The 19841-nt window shown below is 54.8% G+C and carries 9 protein-coding genes; 3 read left to right on the top strand and 6 right to left on the bottom strand.

All coding sequences use genetic code 11. The features are described 5' to 3' along the window. The first annotated feature begins 107 nt into the window (after positions 1 to 107). Complete coding sequence (locus KQI79_RS23355) at positions 108 to 1217, top strand: DUF3626 domain-containing protein (protein ID WP_216540723.1); 1110 nt, start codon at positions 108 to 110, stop codon at positions 1215 to 1217. A gap of 34 nt (positions 1218 to 1251) precedes the next feature. Here KQI79_RS23355 and hflX read toward each other — a convergent pair whose 3' ends face one another. The 3 genes from hflX to KQI79_RS23340 all read right to left on the bottom strand — a co-directional run bounded on the left by hflX (position 1252) and on the right by KQI79_RS23340 (position 7338). Continuing rightward, positions 1252 to 2529, bottom strand: coding sequence for a GTPase HflX (hflX, locus tag KQI79_RS23350; RefSeq protein ID WP_216540722.1), 1278 nt, complete (start codon positions 2527 to 2529; stop codon positions 1252 to 1254). An 802-nt stretch (positions 2530 to 3331) separates the two neighbouring features. After that, positions 3332 to 4195: an amidohydrolase family protein gene (locus KQI79_RS23345; protein WP_216540721.1), complete on the bottom strand. Its 864-nt coding sequence runs from the start codon at positions 4193 to 4195 to the stop codon at positions 3332 to 3334. A 5-nt stretch (positions 4196 to 4200) separates the two neighbouring features. Further along, positions 4201 to 7338, bottom strand: coding sequence for a GNAT family N-acetyltransferase (locus KQI79_RS23340; protein ID WP_216540720.1), 3138 nt, complete (start codon positions 7336 to 7338; stop codon positions 4201 to 4203). A gap of 190 nt (positions 7339 to 7528) precedes the next feature. On the opposite strand from KQI79_RS23340, the gene KQI79_RS23335 reads away from it, so the two are divergent. Both KQI79_RS23335 and KQI79_RS27820 read left to right on the top strand, forming a co-directional pair. Then, positions 7529 to 8713 (top strand): hypothetical protein, encoded by a 1185-nt coding sequence (locus KQI79_RS23335; protein WP_216540719.1) that lies wholly within the window; start codon positions 7529 to 7531, stop codon positions 8711 to 8713. Positions 8714 to 8764: 51 nt separating this feature from the next. Then, a complete protein-coding gene (locus tag KQI79_RS27820) occupies positions 8765 to 9304 on the top strand; it encodes a hypothetical protein (RefSeq protein ID WP_253298359.1) in 540 nt (179 codons plus the stop codon). A 56-nt stretch (positions 9305 to 9360) separates the two neighbouring features. On the opposite strand, the gene KQI79_RS23325 is transcribed toward KQI79_RS27820, so the two are convergent. From KQI79_RS23325 to KQI79_RS23315, 3 genes are all read right to left on the bottom strand, one after another. Further along, positions 9361 to 9957 carry a Uma2 family endonuclease gene (locus tag KQI79_RS23325; protein WP_216540718.1) on the bottom strand — a complete coding sequence of 199 codons (597 nt, stop codon included), beginning with the start codon at positions 9955 to 9957 and terminating at the stop codon, positions 9361 to 9363. A 128-nt stretch (positions 9958 to 10085) separates the two neighbouring features. Continuing rightward, on the bottom strand, positions 10086 to 10865 hold the full coding sequence (locus KQI79_RS23320) for an SDR family oxidoreductase (RefSeq protein ID WP_216540717.1): 780 nt from the start codon (positions 10863 to 10865) through the stop codon (positions 10086 to 10088). A 1064-nt stretch (positions 10866 to 11929) separates the two neighbouring features. Continuing rightward, positions 11930 to 19819, bottom strand: coding sequence for an Ig-like domain-containing protein (locus KQI79_RS23315; RefSeq protein WP_216540716.1), 7890 nt, complete (start codon positions 19817 to 19819; stop codon positions 11930 to 11932). Between the last annotated feature and the right edge of the window lie 22 nt (positions 19820 to 19841).

The following is a 19841-nucleotide window of genomic DNA, read 5'->3' as shown; positions in this document are numbered from 1 at the left end:
ATTGATACACCAAAAAGCTTTCGACCTATGATCTGCCCATATTAATTACCCCAAAAACGGATACAGTTTGCAACTCTATTTTCATTTATGGCGATGGTCGTCAGGCCATGGGGGATTTGTATGAGAAATTAACGAAGCCGCAATTAGCGGCAATAGAGCATATCGCCAATTACGCCAAAAGCCGCAAACACGAAGCCGAACGGACTTTGGAGGAAATCCTTCATATGTCCGACATTTCGCGCCGAACATTCGACGATGCCGTCGCCAATCTTAAAGCGCACGCCAGAATCGCCCTGCACTTTCATCCGGACAGGCCGGATCCGGCGATGAAGAGCGTTGCCGAAGCGCTGCTTGAGCAAGGACGGTACAAAAGCCAATTCGAGACCTTATTATCGAATGGCAGCGTCTCGGCTTATCCTGGGGGCAAACGGGATCTATGGGAGAAGAAGATGTTCGGCGGAGCGTACCAACTGAAAGGGACGACCAATAACCAACGTCCCAAGTATGGCGCGCTCGACCTGATGCTGCATCCCGACGGCCCGGCTCCGCGCTTCGGCTCGTGCTATTTCCTTCTCTCTCCGGAAGTTTCCCGCCGGGCGACATACACTTACTTGGATTCGCATCAAGACCCTGCGGAGAAAGGGACTTACGAGGAATTCGATCCCATTCTGGCGGCTCTCTTGAAGGAGGCCTTCCTTCGGGATTACGCGATCGGCGAGAAAAACGCAACGCCGCGCAAATTAATCGATCGTCTGCTGGTTCGGCTTGGCGGGCCTTTCGCGGACCCTGCCAACGAAGAGCCGGCTCGCAATCTTAACCATTATATTGAAGCGCAAGTTCATGGCGATATTTCGCTGAAAGACGATGTGGAAGTATTGGTTGCGGATCCTTCCTTCAAGGAAACTGGGGTAGGGTTAACGTTGGAACAACTATGTTCCAAGTATTCCATCAAGCTCTACTGGCATATGGGCTTCGCGCTTTCGCCGGACGAAGTTCCCTCCGATTTCAGAGGCCCTTCGATGCCTTCCTTGGCGAAGCGAATTGCGCGAAACGGTAAAGTCGATGCGAGCGCGATCGGCGCAGCCGCCATGGACTTGAAACGAAACCCGGGCGCTTGGAGCGACCGCGGAACCGAGAAGGAAGTGCTGCAGGAGTTGAAGCTAATGTGGCATGTGTTAGTGAAGTATGGCAAACCGCGGACACAGGATCCCTCATAAGAACGAAACCTGGGTCCGCGACAGCCGCTAACCTCTAACGAATTCCATCATAAGCATCGACGGCAAATGTACGGTATTTCTCATAGTCGCTTTGCTTGCATTCGAGCGACAATTTGGTGCCTTCGTTCTCATAACTTGTCGCCAAAATATGGGCATGTTCGTTCAAATACGCCACAATGCCGCCTTGGTCGTAAGGAATGAGCATTTCGCATCGCACATAATCGGTGAAAATACGGGTGCGAATCAATCCGATCAATTCGTCGACGCCGATTTTCCGTTTGGCCGACATCGTGACGCTATCGTCCTGCACCGCCGGATACTCGACGCCCGCCAAATCCGCTTTATTATAAGCGTAAATGACCGGGATATTGTCTACGCCGATCGATTTCAGCGTTCGGTTTGTAATGTCGATCAACAGCTCGTAATTCGGGTTGGAGATGTCCACAACATGAATGAGCACATCCGCTTCCGCCGCCTCTTCCAACGTGGAGCGAAACGCCCTGACCAGATGATGCGGCAGCTTATCGACGAATCCGACCGTGTCCGTTAGCAGGAACGATTTATGATCCGGCAGCGCAATGCTTCTTACGGACGTTTCCAGCGTGGCGAACAGCATATCCTTTTCAAACACCTGTTTATTGGACGACGGATGAAACGTCTCCACGAGCGCATTCATCAACGTCGATTTCCCGGCATTGGTATATCCGACGAGCGATACGACCGGAACTTCATTCTTCACCCTTTGTTTCCGCTGCGTCTCGCGCCTTGAACCGAGAGCTTCCAATTCCTTGTTCAAGGCCGTAATTCTTTCTTCGATGCGGCGGCGGTCGAGTTCCAGCTTCGTCTCCCCGGCGCCTCTGTTCTTCAAGCCGGCACCTCCGCCTTGGCGGCCGAGCGATTCGCGCAATCCGACGAGCCGCGGCAGCATATATTGCAGCTGCGCCACTTCCACTTGCATTTGCGCTTCTTTCGTTTTGGCGCGTTCGGCGAAAATGTCCAAGATCAGCATCGTCCGGTCAATGACTCTGCAATCCAAATCCGCCTCCAAATTGCGAATTTGCGAAGGAGACAATTCATCGTTGAAAATAGCCGTTTCGGCTCCGAGCTCATCCAGAATCGCCCGCAGCTCTTGAATTTTGCCCGTCCCGATATAATGCGACGGATTCGCGCGCGGCAAATTTTGCGTCATCATGCCGACGGACTCGATCTCGCAAGCGGCGGCCAAATTGCCCAATTCCTCCATCGAATAATCGAAACTCGGCTGATTGCGAATGTTGACGCCAACCAGTATCGCTTTCTGCTTTTGTTCCATATATATTTCCCTCCTAAAAATCCTTTTGTCAAAATAAAAACACAGGCCGTCTGCCTGTGCTTGAAGCGAATGGGAGGATACGCCGAAATACGCCTTAAGAGACCTAGTTCCCGCATAAGAACAAAGTCCCGCTCCTCTCGGAAAAACGGCCTTTGCAATGCGAAACCGCGCCATTCCCGGCCATTCCAGTACGCCATATGGATACAAATTTGCAGCAAAAAAGAGGGCAGATTTGTCCTGTCCCTCCCTCGTCAACGGTATATGCAAATAAGGGGTTCCTTTCCAAGGCAGACCAATCCCGATCGCTCCGTACACAGACAGAGCCTTCAAGCACTATTCAGTTAGCGGCTTAAAGCGTTGAATCGGATTTTGATATCTACCATGACAGATGAACCCTCCGTTCCTCAAAGTACCATTATCTTAACATACTTATTAGCAATACACAATGCGCTTTGTTTTCGGTTCGGCTCCAGATGGGTTCGCGGACCGTCGCTCCGCTATTTGTGACAAAAAGGGGGGATTTGCGCATTTCGCGGACACAGATTCCTTTATTCGGGCAAAAAGCGTGCAATTTCCTATCGAAAACCCCGATTAGGGGATCCTCTGTCCGGATAGGTGCCGAAATATAAGGAATGTTCACAAATAGCGGATCCTGTGTCCAAGTATCGCGGCGGCAAGTTTCTAAGCCCATAGCGGCGTGCCCGGGATTTGTTTAAAATCGGCATACCAATAAGCAAACCCTTCGCAGACCCACCTCGTTGTAACGTTGTGAGGTCTAGCGAAGGGTTCATTACGCCCTGGCCTATCCTTCCACTAAAGGCGTGATTTTCGGAAAGACACGCAGGGCGGTTTTGTAAAACACGTCCTCGTGGTACGCTTCCGGGATAAGTTCCTGCACGAACTGCAAATACGGGCGTACCGGGGCGAGCGGCCAATCGGTGCCGAACAGCATCTTGTCGTAATGGTCGCAGTAGGTCAACGCATGGCGCAGATGTGCGAAGAATACGGGCGAATCCTTATGCCGCGCGCATTCCGCGGCATCCCCTACCATCAGGCCGGACAGATCGGCGAACACGTTCCGGTTCTTGTACACAACCTCGGCCCCGTCCAGCACCCACGGATCCCCGAAGTGCGCCATCATGAAATTAACTTCGCGGTGCGCGACCGCTACTTCGTCGATCGTCAAAGGATGCGCGTATTTCAAAAGGCCGCGCTCCGAGTACGTGTCCCCTGTATGGTAGACCACCGGCACCTTGTATTGTTTCGCTAGCTCGTACACCGGTTGGTATACGTCGTCATAGGCGTAGAACGGATAATAGCCGAGATAAATTTTGATTCCGACAGCCTCGGGCCGCCGCAAATCGCGTTCCAACGCATCCAAGGCCTTCTGATCCAGCGTATGCGGGTTAACCCCCGGACAGTAGGCGATCTGCGGCGGAAACGGGGACTCGACCATGTCGAGTCCCATAGGAGTGGCGGCGCCTCTGTCAGGGAAACCTTCCCCGTCCGTTTCCGTCACCCCCATGCCGATGCCAAGCACGACGCCGTTCTCCTCATATTCGCGCAACAGCCCCTCTACGGAGTAATCTACGAGCGAGCGAGCGGCCGCCGTTTCCTTAAACGATTCGATATGAGACAGGTGCATGTGCGCATCGATCATTTTCATTCCATTCACTCTCCTTCCGTATGATCGGGTGCGCTCCCCGGGAACGTTAATGTGCGCAGTGTCCGCAGCGATTCCGGCGGGAGTGCCCCGTCTGCGAAGACGAAAAAGACCGGCTGAGAGCGGCTTACACTTCCATGCGGGACATGCAGGAAACGGGCGAACGAGACGCATGCGACGTCTTTGTTGGAATAAACCTTGGGCCGAATGACGGACTCGTCCGTCACGATATGCATAACGCCGGGCCCCTCGTCGCGGCCGAACGCATAATCGCGCGCTTCTTCCACTTGCAATTCTCCCTTGCCCAACCGGTACCGCGTCGTTTCGCCCTGCGGGCCGAACGTCCGCATCCAGTCCGCGGCTTCGCCCTGCTGGAGAAACATCTCGGTCGTCAGCCGCTTCCCGTCCAGATATGTGCCCGTCTCCTGCCGGATTTCCGTGATGTAAGCGAGCACCGGCACCCCTGGCAGCAGGAGATAATACCCGTCCCACGTCAACCCTTTGAACGTTTCGTGCCGCTTGACGGTCAGGCGGGCCCGAATCCCGCACCATATATTTCCCCGATCGTCGGGAATATCAACGAACGAAGCGGAACGCTCTTCCTTCAATACGGACAAAGCCCTCATCCCGTCCAATTCGTCATACATCCCGCCCGGCCAAGGATTCCACCACGACTTCGGACCGTATTCCGGGAAACCGGTCGCAAGCCATTCCCGCCCGTCGGCCGCGAGCGAGCGCAGCCCTGCGTAATGGCCCGCCGAGACGGCGATTTGAATCCGGCCGTTATCCGCCCGCAGCGTTTCCTTGCCCGCTTCGTCCGTCTTCGCACGCTTGACGATTTCAGAGGAGAGCGGAAAGAGCGCGGTCCGATAGGTCTCATCGTACGGGCCCAGTCGTGCATTCACTTCGACAACGCCTCCGGATCGTTCCGGAGAAGATAGCGTGAATCGGGCTTCGGCCTTTTCCTCGTCCAACGACCTCGTGACTGTGACGGCAGATTCGGGACGGCCGGAGTACGAGGCGATAATCTCGCCTTCCCATACGTTTGACTTCGCGTCTCGCAGCGTCACGTCCACTTCCTTCGCTTCCGGAGAGACGAACGGATTGCCGCCGTTCGCGGCGAACTCGATATGATAGACGGGCTGTGCCGTATGCTTCGTCGCGGGCCGCTTCAAGGCGAAGTCGCGGAACGTCTGCCAATCGTCGAAACCTCCGCATGACATCACGATATCGCCGGAGCGCTTCGTCTCACGAGCTTGCAACCGGCCGAAGCAGGTTTCCACCTCGGCATACCAATCGCCAAGATTCATTCGCCAGCCGTCGGACCAGCACAGTCCGACCGCCGTCGATGCGCCGCGGCTGTAGAGCCACGGTTCGTCCACTTTATTGCCGTCCCAGTATGCATAATCGTTGCCGTGAGAGCCGCTCGTCTCCACGATCCGACCTCCGTAAGGAAGCGCCAGACGATACAGATCATGAAGGACGCGTTGGGAAACCCACAGTTCGGCAACGGTCGGGTCGTCCGAATCGTTCTCCAATTCATACCACATTTTCACCGTGCCGTCCGCATAGAGCAGCGAATGCGTATGCAGCAACATGTGCGGGCGGTCGACGGAACGATACGTCAGCTTGAAACCGACGGCCCCGCGCTCCTCCTTGCGTTCCGTCCGCTCCGGCTTGCGCTTGGAGAACTCGCCGGAATACGGTTTTCCTATCGCCGGATGGAGCATCATGATCTCCTCGTCCCCGCTTCCCGCTTGGCGGATATACGTCTGATTGCTTTTCGTCAAAATTTCAAGCGAATATTTGCCGTTCACGGCAATACGCGCGCGCTCGGTCTCGCCGGCGCACATCGCTCCCGGACCGCGGAACCCGCCGCCGACGGAACGGCGGAACGTGAACGTCCCGCCGCTCGCCGGACAGGCCGCAATCTCCAGCCGCTGCTCGTAAAATCCGTAATCCGCCAGCCGGTACGGAACAGCAAGAGACGTTCTCCCTTTCGCCTCCAGGCTTACCGACAAGCTGCGCTCCTCCATATCGAGCCACGGCACGGCAGGCAGTTCAAAAGAGAAGGTTGCCGCTTCCGGATAATGATTTTCCACATCCAAATAAAATTCGTATCGTCCTTGAAGCGCATGCATAACATCGGGCACCTTCATCGTCACGTTCGCCGGGAACTTCGGCACGACGCCGACCTGCAGCAGCGCCTTGCGGCCGTTGACGGTCACGGCGGCCCGCACGGTCGGGCAAGTCCGCCACTCGCTCTGTTCCTCTTCGATCTCCCCGACGAAGAAACGAGCGGTGAGCGTCCGCTCTTCCCCACCCGCAATTTCCACAGATTGCTGCCAATCGAATGAAATGTTGCGGTCATGCTCGCCCTGAAAGTCTAACCTGAGCGGAGCTTCCGATTTGTTGACGACGCGATACTGAACGGTGTATTCCTTACCGAACACAGGCTCGGCCGATTCCGCCGCCGCTGACAACAGGTAATCATGCGTTTCGATCAAACATATGCCCCGGCCCCTGCGTTCGAAATCGACGCGCAGTTCGCGCCCGTCCTTGCTCCAGGCGTATGTATACGTTTGGAAGCCGTTATGGTCCCGGCCGTCCGGCACCACCTCGATCGTTCGCGTGGAATCGGCGTACCAATCGATTCCGGCCATGTACGGCTCGAGCGCTTCGCAATGAACTACCTGGGGAATGAAGTTCATAAAATGCGTCGCTTCCTCGCGGTCCTCCCAGAAGAAACCGCATCGCTTATACAGCGGCACCGCCTTCATATTGCCTTCCCACGTATACAGATCCAAGCGCGGCCACCCGCGCCGGATCGTCTCCTCCACAGCCCGCAGCACGAGCATCTTGCCGACTTTCTTGCCGTGGTAGTCCGGGCGGACGTTCAGAAGTTGAATATATAGAGCGCCCGTATCCTCCCGATACTCGCTCACGCTGCAATAGCCGACCACCTCATCTTGGCAAACGGCGAGAAAAACCGCGAGCGAATCGGAGTTTTCTTCCTCCTGCCTGACCTGCTCGGCCGTACTGACGGTCGTGCCGCCGCCCCACTCATTCTGGCTTCGGTTCCACATCTCCGCGATGCTTGCCGCATACCCAGGATGATAATTTACAATTTCAATAAGCGCAGACATTCCTTCCACCTCGATCCAACCAATATATGGGAGATAATTCTTATACGAACGAGGAAGGGATTTCGTTCCATACTTATCTTTCCCAATGACAAGCCGGGCGGCATTTGAAAATGCCGAGTCGTCCAAAACGAAACTCCTTCACGGATGAGGCGTATAATTACAACATGAAAATGAAACGGAAAGGAGAGAGATGATGTTGATCGCTTCGACCGATCGTAATTGCATTCACGAGCGGACGGATCGCCGTATGGAGCCATTCTACTGGATTTTAACGTTCGAGGCGATGTCGTTTCTGCTGGCGCTTGCCGCAGCGCTCGTTGCCGGTCCGATTTACCTTGTGTTCCGCTATCACGCATGGTGGACCTTCCTGCTGCTGCTCCTGTTGCTGCCGGGTGCGTGGCTTGCAAGATTTACGATCCGCTATTTGCGGACGGCTATCCGTAAAAATCGTCTGCTGAACCGTTTCCGGTTATACGGGGATCGGATCGAGTACCGAATCTATCGTCGCGAAGACCGCACCGTCCGGGAAGACACTGTCCCGCTGGAGCGGATCGAGCGCGTCTATGTTTCGAAGTATATCGCTCCGTATCATTACGCTTATCGCAAAAGCAAGCTGACGGAACAACAGCCCTATTTTCATATTCTCCCGATCCTCTATGTCGTTTACCGCGACGAATGGAAAAATCGCGTGCTGGCCGTTCCTTTCTACGAAAACTACGATACGGAAATTTGGTTGAAGGAGTTGCGAAGCCGCGGCATTCCGCTATGGGCGACGAATAAGCTGCTGTCCGAGCTACCGGAAGAAGATCAACTCCGGATGTTGGGAGAAGAAGCAAACTCGCTGCCGTTCCCTTTCGAACATCATTTGCACAAAGAATTGGAGCTAATTCTTGAAGAGATGGAGCGGAGAGAACGGGCGGAAGCGACAATCGCGAATAACGGCGGGCAGCAGGAGCTCCGGCCGAATGAGGCGGAGAGGACCGGCAACGCTGCGGAAAGTTCGCCGAGATTCGTACCGCAACGGTCCACTTGGGTGATTTTCAGCTTGCTGTATGTTTTCATCTTTGCCGGCATTAAGTTAGCCGACAAAGGCATCCTGCCGTCCGACGGCACGGTTCTATGCCTTGTGATTTTGTTCGTCGCAGCGACGGTATATCAATACTTGGCGAAACGATTCATATTCTGGGTTCCGCTGCGCTTCCTTCTGTTTACGGTCGTCGGATGGCTGCTGATCGGCGTGGTTATGCCGGAGACGGACGCCGGACCTGGAGAAGAATTTATGATTTCGGCATTGTCCGCCGTCATTTTCATGGCGTTATTCGTGTGGTTGCCATTCGGCATCGTCTATTGGTTGCGCCGGAAACGGCGCACGTAATGCGGATGCGTTCCAAGACATTGATTACATAACGATAGAAGGAGGCGGGCAATGACGTTCTATCCTGAAATGTTCTTATCCAAATGGCATTTGATTACCTTGGCGCTTATTGCGATTGCCTGGATCGCGCTCATCGTCGGGGGATACGATCGGCGCGTCGTGCTTCGCAGCGGATTCGGAGCGATCATCGGCTTATATATTATTACCACGATTCCCATTGCCGTGATCACGTACCAGGAAAAATCGATCGACACAGCGATGAGGGAACAAAGCGATCGCCATTATGAATATAAAATGCAGCAATTGGACGGACCGGTCCGTGAAATCGATCGCTTGACCGTCGCGACCGGCTCGTTCAGAGATGACGATCTGTACGAAATTCGCATTTATGCCGGAAATTATAACGATTCCTACCGCTTCCACGGAAGCCTGACCGTCCGGACGTACGACGAACAAGGGCAAATATTGGACGAACGAATGTTTGACGACCTGTACATCGAACCGGGAGAAGTGAAGAAAATCGACTCGTATTATACTTCTTCCCAATTCGAGACGTATCGATATCAGTTCACGCCCGATCAGGACTCATGACTATTTAAAAAGCGCCCTTGGGGCGCTTTCACAATGTAATCGTTCCGGTTCTTCCATTATTTATTCGGCAAGTCCGGAATGCTGTTCATGATGTCTTCCATCGTAAAGGAGAGGCAAGCGATGCGCTCGGAACGAACCGATTCGTCCCCGATATAGATGTTGCATAAATCGTACCTGCCTTCGTACAACATATGCTGCTCCAACGTTCCCCCGGCCGGATCCACGATCCAATATTCCGGTATGCCGCTAGCGGCATATAGCTTGAGCTTTCGAAGCTTATCGCGTTTTAACGAAGAGGGAGATAAAATCTCCACGACCAAATCGGGTATCCCTTCGATTCCCCGCGCGCTCAATATATCCAACCGGGTGCGATGGATCATGACCAAATCCGGCTGACAAACGTCGGTGGCCGACAGTATCAAGTCTACAGGGGAGTAAAGAATAAGGTATTCCAACTCGCAAGTGGAGGCCATCCGCTTTTGCATTTCAAAGCTAATCACTTGATGTTTAATCGTAGGCGCCGGGCTCATTAACTCAAGCTTGCCGCCCAATAATTCGTACCGGTTCCCGTCGTCGAGCGCCGCATAATCGTCGTATGTGAGCGGCTGTTCGCGAATCAGGCCGTACTTGGACTTGTCCGGTTTCGAAGTCATCGCTGCATCCTCCTTTAACCAGCCTATTTTGCTTTTTATTATACCATAAAAGCGGCTCCGAGCTTGACGCGACATAAGAACAAGACAGGAGGCTAAGGCCCCTGCCTTGCATGCTTGCATACTTGCCTTTATTTGCCCATAAAACCGCCTTCGGATTTGATAAGCTGTCCGGTGATCCAATGCGATTCGTCGCTTGCCAGAAATTTGACCAGCTTGGCCGCATCTTCCGGCAAACCGATGCGCCCCATCGGAAACAAGGGAAGCAGTTTAGCCTTTAATTCGCCGCTCATCCAACCGGAATCGGTCGGACCGGGATCGATGCTGTTTACGGTAATTCCAAGGGGCGCAAGCGCGACGGCGAGCGGTTCTGTGATCGCAATGAGCGCTCCCTTCGTCGCGATATAGGCGAGATTATGCGGATCGTTTCCTTTGGAGACCAAATGGACGATTCGCCCTTGCCGATGGCCCGCAAGCTTTCGTTCGAAGCTTTTGGCGAATTCCGTGCTTAGCAGGATCGTCCCGCGGTTGTTGACCTCATAATGAAGATCGAGCTGTAAGGCGTCCAATCCCCGGAAATCCGTCGCCGCACAGTGCGTCGCATTATGAATTAAGACGGAAGCGGCGCCGAGCGCCTCCTCCACTCTATTCATAATCCGGGCCGGAGTGCCGGGATCGGATAGATCCGCTTCCATATGTGCCGATCGCACCCCCATATTACCCAACTCCCCGCACAGCGTTGCCGCCCATTCCTTCTCCGCCCCGTTTCCGTCCGTTTCGTCATAGCGGCTCCAATGCGTGAAGAAGATGTCGGCGCCCGCGTTGGCGAGCGTACGGCAGATCGCCGTACCAATTCCTCCGGAACGGCTTGCTCCGGTTACGATAGCTATTTTCCCCTGCAATTCTTTCATGTGATATGCCTCCAATCGTTTGGAGCGCATGTAGCGGTGGCTATAGGAGATGAATATCAAGAGACGGACGCCGATTCGGCATCCGCCCGGAATATAACCAATCCACTGCGCGCCCGTAATGGTCTCGAACGACACGCCGATCCCGTGCGGCGACCATGCTTGGAACCGCGGCCCGGCGATCTATTCCGTTAATCAACCATTACAACGTGCATGCCATCGCAGTATGAATTCCCCTTTCGTTCATCTCCGCTTTTATCTTACCAAATCGCAGTTACTGTCATCAACGGTATTGATGATGTCGTATTGTTCTCCCTTCGTACCCGTTTTGATCGGTTGCTGCAGCAAAGCATACGAAAAGAATCTGTTACATCATTCGCCACCGTTGATGTAACTGGCTTAATTGCGCATAGAGAAGCGGATACCTCCCTCTGTTTCGAAGGCGATCGCGCGGACCTATCCTTCTTAGTTTGGCGCCAACGAAACTGGCAATCCTTATTGGGCTCAAAATGAAGACGTTCTCATTATAATGAAAGTACGTATCGTTATTCCTTGGAAATCGGCGGCTTTACCGCCTTTTACCCCTAATTAGCGTGTTGTAGTTTCGTTACACCCGGCAACAAGGTAATTTACAGGCTATTAGCGTGTTTACGTTTCGTTAGCCCGTCCGACGGGTCGACAGCCGCTGCGGTATGATGATTCAGCATGATTTTCCGCTGAAACGGGATGCTCCACCGCCATGCTCCCCAAGTTCCGGACACAGGAGACGCTAATTGTGACAAACGGTCCGATTTCCGACTGTTTGCGGACATACGATCCTTTATTCGCGGCAAAAGCGTAAAAATAAGCCCTCCGACGAACGGATAAAGGAACCAATGTCCGCCTAAACAGCGAATAACCGATTTTGACGCAAAATAACGCCCGTACGGTCCGGATAGTAATTTCTCGTTGCCGGCCAATCACAATCACGCATGACAACTTCCTTGAGCTCGAATCCGCAGCCGCAGTTGCTGCGACATAAGAACAAGGCAGGAGGCCCAGGCCCCCTGCCTTGCATCGCTTGCGGGCTATGGCTTGAGCCGCTTCAATAAATGATAGACCGCTTGCGCGGTTTCCGCGCGCGCAACGTCGGCGCCGGGATCGAAGATCCCTTCTCCCTTGCCGAGCATCAAGCCGAGGCCGATCGCCCGGTTCACTTCTTGCCGCGCCCAAGCGGATACTTGCGCTTGATCGCCGTAGCCGGCAAGCGGCTCTTCGTCTCCCGCAACTTTGCCGCGCTTATGCTCGTAAGCTCGAACCAGCAGCGCCGCCATCTGCTCGCGGCTGATGCGCTCGTTCGGCGCGAAACGATCCGACGCGACGCCTTGGATCAGCCCCGCCCGGGAAGCCGCATCTACATCGGCCGCATACCATGCCGACGCATCGACGTCCTGGAAGGATGCGTCCAAGTCTCCCTCCGCGTTCAATTGCAGCGCTCGAACGAGCATGGCGGTGAATTCCGCTCTTGTCGTCCGGCCGCCCGGATGGAACGCGCCTTCGCCCGCTCCTTGGACGATACCCTTCGCGGACAATACTTTCAACGCACGGTATGCCCAGTGATCTTCGGCGACATCTTGGAATGCGCCGTCGTATTCCAGCATCGCCAATAGCCCGAGTCGCGAGAGGTCAACGGTTATTCGACGCTGCCCGGCATCGACGTCCCCGCCCATGTACTCCCAACGGTCTAACGCTGTATTGTACATATATACGCCGATCAATTCCTCGTCGATCGCGGCCGGATCGTACGACAATGCAATCCTTACAGGCTGCTCAAGCTCGCCCAGACGGATTTCGTTGCCGTCCCGATCGCGGAACAACAGCTCGATTTCGAAGGCACGGCTGCCCGCTTTCCATGCCGCGTTTCCTTCGGCGCCCGGCTTCTTAGGCAACGATTCCGCCGCCGCTTGCTCCATCCGGATCACAATCGTTCCGGTCGCCGCCCTTTCATCGCCTAATTGCTTGATCAAGGCTTGCAGCAAATTTGCCGGAACGGTAATCGCGGCTCCCCCGGTCTTCACTTCCAGCGGATATCCTTTCAACAGTTCGCCCGCATTGGACGGGAGCGTCAATTCCGTCTTGCCCGCATCGAGCTCCAAGATTACCTTGCCTTCCCGCACTCGCCGCAAATCATCCGCGCCGACGTCCGTTGGGACGGCCGGCGGAGCCGGTTGCTCCGGCTTATCGATCCCTTTGTCCGAATGCGCCGGAGGTTGCGTGCTGCCGCCGCCGCAATTCGTACAACCGCCGGATGCCGTCCTTACCGAAACGCCCGGTCCGTCCGCGCTCCAATTGCCGGCGGCATCCCCGGCCTGCACGGTAAAGGTGTAGAGCGTCCCTGCCGACAAGCCCGATATATCGGTGCTGTACACCGTTCCGGTGACGCTGGCGGAGCGGCCGCCGTTCCATGTAATGCGGTACTCCGCAACGCCGGTATTATCTTCTGCCGGAGTCCAGTGCAATGTGACGTCGTTCCGCCCTATATTCGTCGCCCTCATAGCGCTGCCTTCCGGCCAGCTCGGCGGCAACAAATCCCCATGTTCGCCGGGAGCGGGCGTCTTGATCGTAAGGCTCGGTCCGTCCGCGCTCCATCGTCCTTTGCCGTTGCCGGCTTCCACCTTGAACGTGTAGGCCGTATTCGGCGACAATTCGCCGACTTCGTAGACTTGATCCGTGACGGCGGCGATTTCCTTGCCGTCTTGATACAGTACATATCCGGTTATTCCTTCCTCGTCTTCCGCTCCCGACCAAGCCAGCGTTACGCCGGTATCTGACAGATCGAGCGCTTCCAGCTTGCCTTCCATCCAGTACGGAACATCCGGATCGCGAACGATCGACGCCTTGAACGCCTTCACCGCATCCTGCAATGCATCGACAGCGTCATCCACCCGCGCTTGATCCGCATTCGCGTCGTTCAAGATCGCCTGCGCCGCTCCGATCGCCGTTCGCAGCGCCGCCATTGCAGCCGGCGGATACTGGCCCGGAGCCTCTCCTTCCACAGCCTGCTCCAGCAGCGATTCCGCCTCGCGGACCGCCGACTCCAACGCCGATTTATCGGCATCCGGCCGTTCGAGAATGTCGCGATATGGCGGCTGAATTCCCGCGTTCTCCATAATCGCGCGCGCTTCTTGCGGCCATTGGTTATCCGTGATGACCTGATTATTGTCGTACACGAAATGAATATAGTTCGTGCTGACATTATTCCGGAAAGTCGAATCCGTATAATTGTTGCGAATGACGTTATGGAAGCCGCCTTTGTTCAGCAGCAGCCACGTCTTCCTTCCTTGTCCGTTCGCGGCCATGACGTTGTCCGTGAGCGTATAGCCTTGCGTCCACTCGTCGAGATAGAAACCGCCGAACGAATTGCCGGGATTTTCTACGAAATTGCCTTTCATCAAGGAATCCGGCTGCGAACCGAGCGTATAAATGCCGCCGCCGTCATTCATCGTTTTCATGACGTCATGGACATAGTTGTTCAAAATGTAATTCTCTCTGGCGACGCTCGGTTCTTGCCGTCCCCATCCCCAGCCTACGCTGATTCCCGTATACGGAACGTTGCCGACGTCATTATGGCTGATCGTCAAATTTTGCGTAAACCCTGCGTAAATGCCCGCGGACGAAGGATATTCAACGCCCGTATCCGTAATATAGTTGTTGCTGATTCGAATATTTTTAATGATCTTGCGTTCGTCGTCCGGATTGTTATGTTCGGTATTGTAAGGCTTGTTGGAATGGTTGGGGCCGCCGTCAAACTTATAGGAGCCGTCCGCCCAATCCACTTCCCCGATTTGAATGCCGCTGCCCGAAATATCGCTGAACTTGTTGCCGATTACGTCGATATTGCTGCTGCCGGCCATAATGTCCAGTCCGGCTTGGCCCAGCTTCGTAAACGTGTTGCGCTCGAATACGATCGATTCGGCCTTCTTGACGATGACATGCCCCGGATTGACGACTTGCGGACAAATGGCCAATTCCATGCCCTCTTTACAAAGCCTCAACAAATTCGACTGAATATCGGGATAACCTCCGTACCCTCCTTCTTCGGCGCTTAAGCTGGGCAGAAGCGAGCCTGCATAGGAGAACGTAATCCCCTTGAATTGAATGTTGCGGGCCGGCGCATCCAGCGTGCCCTCCACGACGACCAGTTGTTCCAAATCCGCCGCCACGGCCCGAACCCGCGCCATATCCTCGCCTTCGCGCGGAATATAGTACATCTTGCCCGCCGTTCGGTCCAGATACCATTCTCCCGGCTCGTCGAGCAGTTCGTACGCATTCTCGATCCATACCGGATTTTTGGCGGATGTCGATCCTTTATGGCGGTTATATTCCCAGCCCGGCTGCTGCATCGCAATATGCGCCTTGCCGTCCTCCACCCGGATCGATTCCACCAAATTGCGCGGCTGCGTCCAGGACTGCTTATATACGAATTCGATATCCTGCACATTGCCCCAATTCGCGATCTCCGTCATCGTCGTCGTATGTCCGGTATTGTCGTTCGTTGCGTCCGGAAGCCCGCTTTCGCTGCGCGCTCTCACGGCCCGTTCCCCGTTAACGTACAACTGCCGCGTCCGAAGCGCGCCGGCATCGGCTTCGTAGATTTGTTTGTCCGGATCGTGCAGCGTCCAGCCTTCGATCTTCTTCCCGCCGCTGACGACAGGACTGCTATCCGCATACGCCGTATAAACGACGTGAAAGCCATTGCTGCCGGAATCTCTTTCGTCCAAGACGAACGTCCGCTCCAGCGTATGCGTTCCGCCCATAAGGTACACCACGATATCGCCGGTCATATTCCCGTTCATATTGCGTACTTCGTCCCGCGCCCGTTCCAGCGTTCGGAACGGCTGATCCGGACTCGTCCCCGCATGGCCGTCATCCCCTGTCGGCGAGACGTACCATTCCGCCTGAATCGGTCTTTCATATACGGTCATGCTGCTTGAAGCCGAGATTCCGCCCTCGGCCGTCGCCACCGTAATCGTTGCGGTACCGGCATTCACGCCGGTAACTTGCCCGTTCCCGTCGACAACCGCCACGTTCGGATCGCTCGATTGCCATATCACATCCCGAATATTGGCGTTCACGGGCGTAAAGACCGCCTCAAGCTGTTTCGTCGCTCCGATCATGACCGAGGCTTGCGGCTCGGAAACGGCAATCCCCTCCACCGCTACACGCTCGGTAACAGTCACGTTGGACGAAGCCGTGAAAGAACCTTCCTTCGTCGTTGCGGAAATCGCAGCCGTTCCCTGCTGCAATGCGATGACGACGCCGTTCCCGTCCACTGCGGCGACGCCCGGATCGCTCGATTGCCAGGATACTTCCCGCACCGGCGCATTGGCCGGCTCCACGATTGCGGTCAACTCGGCCATTTTGCCTTCGGGCAGCGTCATCGTCTCGGGATTCAGCGTGACGCCGGCGACATGTACGGGCCGCGCCGATATTTCCAAGTCGTCGAAGTAAAAAGTGCCCATGCCGGCCTTATCGATCGTGACAAAAATTTGCGCCACGTCCGCCGCCGCATATTGGAAATATACGCGCGAGCTTTTCTTCACGCCGTTCACGTAGGTGTCGAATTGGTTCGTAAAAGTGTCTATCACGACCTTGAGTTCGACCCATTGATCCGCCTGATACGGAGCGCCCAAGTCGAGCGGATAGCCCAAATTGATGTTGGTTGCGCCGCCGCTTTTGAAATCGATCTGGAATAAAGGATGCCCTTTGCTGTCCTGCAACCCGATCGCTCCGTTCGCATTCGTTTGCGACGCCTTGACTTTCGCTGCGAACGTAACGATGCCGCTTGCCGCAGCAACGTCTTTCACGATTTTCACCGCGTTTTTGTTATCCGTTTTCGCTAATTTGAAGGCTTGCGTCTGCTTGCCTTCCGCATCCGCGGTCTCCGCAACCGTCCCTTTCACGCCGGCCGGATTGGATTGCCAACCGGGAACCGTTTCGCCGGGAGCGTAGGTTTCAAAATCGTCGCGATAGACGATGCCTTCCGGAGCGGCGCTCTTCTCTTCGTAAATCCGAATATCGTCATAATAAAATACGCCGGTCGTTCCGCTGAAGGTGCCCAATACGATCTGTCCAAGATGATCGGTTTGTTCGCGGAACGGCTGTCCCGATTTTTTCAAGAACCCGTTGACAAACAAGTAATAGCGCATCTCGGTCGTATCGAGCACATAGGATATCTCGTACCATTTGCCCGTTTCGTAAGGTTGCACGGCTTCTTGTCTGCCGCCGCCGTGATCGAGGACGATATTTCCGTCCAAATGCATGTTGAGCTCGGCGATCGACTTGCCGTCCTTATCCTTCAATTTCAAGTATCCGGCCGCATTGCGCTGGTCCGCTTTGATCCGAGCGCTTACTTGCAAAAACCCGCTTGCCTCCGCTACCGTTTTCGTAATAAATAGCGAGGAAGGCGTTGTCTTCGTTTTTTGCGTTTTGAGCGCCTTCGTCGGCAAGCCGTCCCAGCCGTTCGTTTCTACAACGCTAATTTGGCCGAGATCCTTGTTATACACCCATTCTTCGGGAATATCCCCTGCCTTCTCATTTTCGAAATCGTCCGAACTGCGCAGCGCAAGCTCCCCGATTTTAATCGCGTTCCCGAACGCTTCCGCTATGTTCGTCTTGCTGCCGTCGTCGTTGAACTTGACCGCTCCGACTTTGATCTTGCCTTGGAACCATGCGGCAGATAAAGGAATGTCGAAGGTAATCGTCATGCCCTCTTCCGTCTGCAATTCCGGCATGCTTCCGACCGCTCTCGGACTGCCGAGATAAGCGACCCCGTACTGGTCGGTCCGTGCGGCAAGGCCTTCGTTGCCATATGTAAAGGAAAGATTGGCCAGCGCTTTGCCCCCGTCGATATAAAAACCGATTCGATCCTCATCGCTTACATGCTTCAATTGGCTGATCCGGGCGCTGAATGCCAGCTTCGGACCGGACATCACCTTATCGAGCCCAATCAGCTCCATGTCGGCGGCAGGCGGAATGATATCTTCGTATTCCGGCTGGATTCCCGCTTGTTCCATAATCGCAACCGCTTCCGGCGGCCAATTGCCGTCGGTAACGAGCGTCGGTTCCTCGATCGTATTGTTTTCCCCTACTTCAAATATTTCTTTGGAGTCCGCATAGTTGTTTCGGATTATATTATTATGACCTTTATGAAGATGCAGCCATCTTCTTCCTTCGCCCATCGTTTGGATGACGTTGTCCGTCACCGTGTAATATTGCGTCCACTCGTCGGGATAAATCCCGCCATAGGATTGTCCGGTATTTTTAATATAATTCCCTTTAATCTCGGAATCCGGTTGAATGCCCAACGTGTAAATGGCTCCTCCGTCGACCAAACGCTCCATGACGTCGTGAATATAGTTGCCGACGATCCGGTTATGCTGCGCCACGCTTGGCTCCTGTCTGCCCCATCCCCAGCCTACGCTAACGCCGGAATAAGGCACATGCCCGATTTCGTTATGTGCAATCAGTAAATTTTGCGGAAAACCGGCGAACACCCCGACCGAAGATCCGTAATCGACGCCGATATGACCGATGTAATTGTTCGTTACGCGAATATCCTTAATAATGAGGCTTTCGTTGTCGGGATTGTAATGGATCGTGTTATACGGCTTATCGGTTTCGTTAGGGCCGCCCTTGTATTCGTAAGAACCGTCCGCCCAATCCACTTCGCCGATCTGAATCCCGCTCCCTGAAATATCGGTAAACGTATTGCCCGTCACATCGATATTCCGGCTGCCGGCCATAATGTCGAGCCCCGCCTGGCCGAGCTTCGTAAACGTATTGCGTTCAAATGCAATATGTTCGGCATGTTTCACAAGCACATGGCCCTCGTTCACCACTTGAGGGCAGATATACATGTTCATCCCCGGTTCGCAAAGCCTTAGCAAATTGCCTTGGATGTCCGGATAGCCTCCATGTCCGCCTTCCTGTCTGCTCAAGCTCGCTTGCGCCCAACCCGCATAGGCGAACGTAATGCCCTTCCATTCCATGTCGTGGATCGGTTCGTCCGGCGTGCCTTCCAGAATGAGCAATTTCTCCGTTACAGGCGCCACGACTTCGGCGGTGTCCATATTCTCGCCCGATCGGGGAATATAGTATAACGCTTGCTCACCCCGGTCCAAATACCATTCGCCCGGCTCGTCCAACAATTCGTAAGCGTTCTCAATCCAAACCGGATTTTGGGTGGCCGTCGCCCCCTTCGTGCGGTTATATCCCCATGCCGGCTGCTGCATCGTAATTTGCGCTTTGCCGTTTTCTACTTTCACGGAATCTACCAAATTGCGCGGTTGCGTCCATAATTGGTTATATACAAACTCAATATCTTGCACATTTCTCCAGTTTGCAATTTCCGTCATCGTCGTTGTATGGCCGATAGCGTCGTTCGTGGCGCCCGGCAGTCCGCCTTCGCTGCGCGCCCTGACGGCTCTTTCGCCGTTAACATATAGCTGTCTTGTAAGCAAGCCTGACGCATCCGCCTTATAAATATTTTGGGCCGGATCGTGCAAACTCCAGCCGCCGATCGTCCGCCCGCCGCTCAATACGGGCTTCTCGCCGGGGTAAGCGGAGTAGACGATGCGATGGCCGTTCTGCCCGGAATCGCGCCGGTCGAACTCGACAGGATGTTCCAACGTATAGGTTCCGCCGCGCAAATAGACGGTGATGTCTTCGGTCATCTCGTCATTGATAGCGCGAACGGTATCTCTTGCTTTCTCAAGCGTACGAAACGGCTGCTCGATCGTGCCCGGATTTGCATCATTCCCTGTGGGGGATACATACAACTCCGTTGGAACGGCGCGAGGCCGAACCGAAGCCGGTTCGCCCTCCTGCGCTGCCATGACGCCGCCCGGAAGCCAACTGAACAGCATCATGAATACGGTTGCAATATTCAAGCTCTTGACGATTGGATTGCGGAACATAGGCAGAAGCCTCCTTCATGGA

The sequence above is a fragment of the Paenibacillus sp. MSJ-34 genome (assembly GCF_018918005.1).
GTDB lineage: Bacteria > Bacillota > Bacilli > Paenibacillales > Paenibacillaceae > MSJ-34.
This window is presented reverse-complemented; position numbering and strand designations above follow the sequence as displayed.

Coding starts and splice junctions, on each gene's coding strand:
- KQI79_RS23355 (WP_216540723.1), top strand. CDS start 108: ATGGGGGATTTGTATGAGAAATTAACGAAGCCGCAATTAGCGGCAATA.
- hflX (WP_216540722.1), bottom strand. CDS start 2,529: ATGGAACAAAAGCAGAAAGCGATACTGGTTGGCGTCAACATTCGCAAT.
- KQI79_RS23345 (WP_216540721.1), bottom strand. CDS start 4,195: ATGAAAATGATCGATGCGCACATGCACCTGTCTCATATCGAATCGTTT.
- KQI79_RS23340 (WP_216540720.1), bottom strand. CDS start 7,338: ATGTCTGCGCTTATTGAAATTGTAAATTATCATCCTGGGTATGCGGCA.
- KQI79_RS23335 (WP_216540719.1), top strand. CDS start 7,529: ATGATGTTGATCGCTTCGACCGATCGTAATTGCATTCACGAGCGGACG.
- KQI79_RS27820 (WP_253298359.1), top strand. CDS start 8,765: ATGACGTTCTATCCTGAAATGTTCTTATCCAAATGGCATTTGATTACC.
- KQI79_RS23325 (WP_216540718.1), bottom strand. CDS start 9,957: ATGACTTCGAAACCGGACAAGTCCAAGTACGGCCTGATTCGCGAACAG.
- KQI79_RS23320 (WP_216540717.1), bottom strand. CDS start 10,865: ATGAAAGAATTGCAGGGGAAAATAGCTATCGTAACCGGAGCAAGCCGT.
- KQI79_RS23315 (WP_216540716.1), bottom strand. CDS start 19,819: ATGTTCCGCAATCCAATCGTCAAGAGCTTGAATATTGCAACCGTATTC.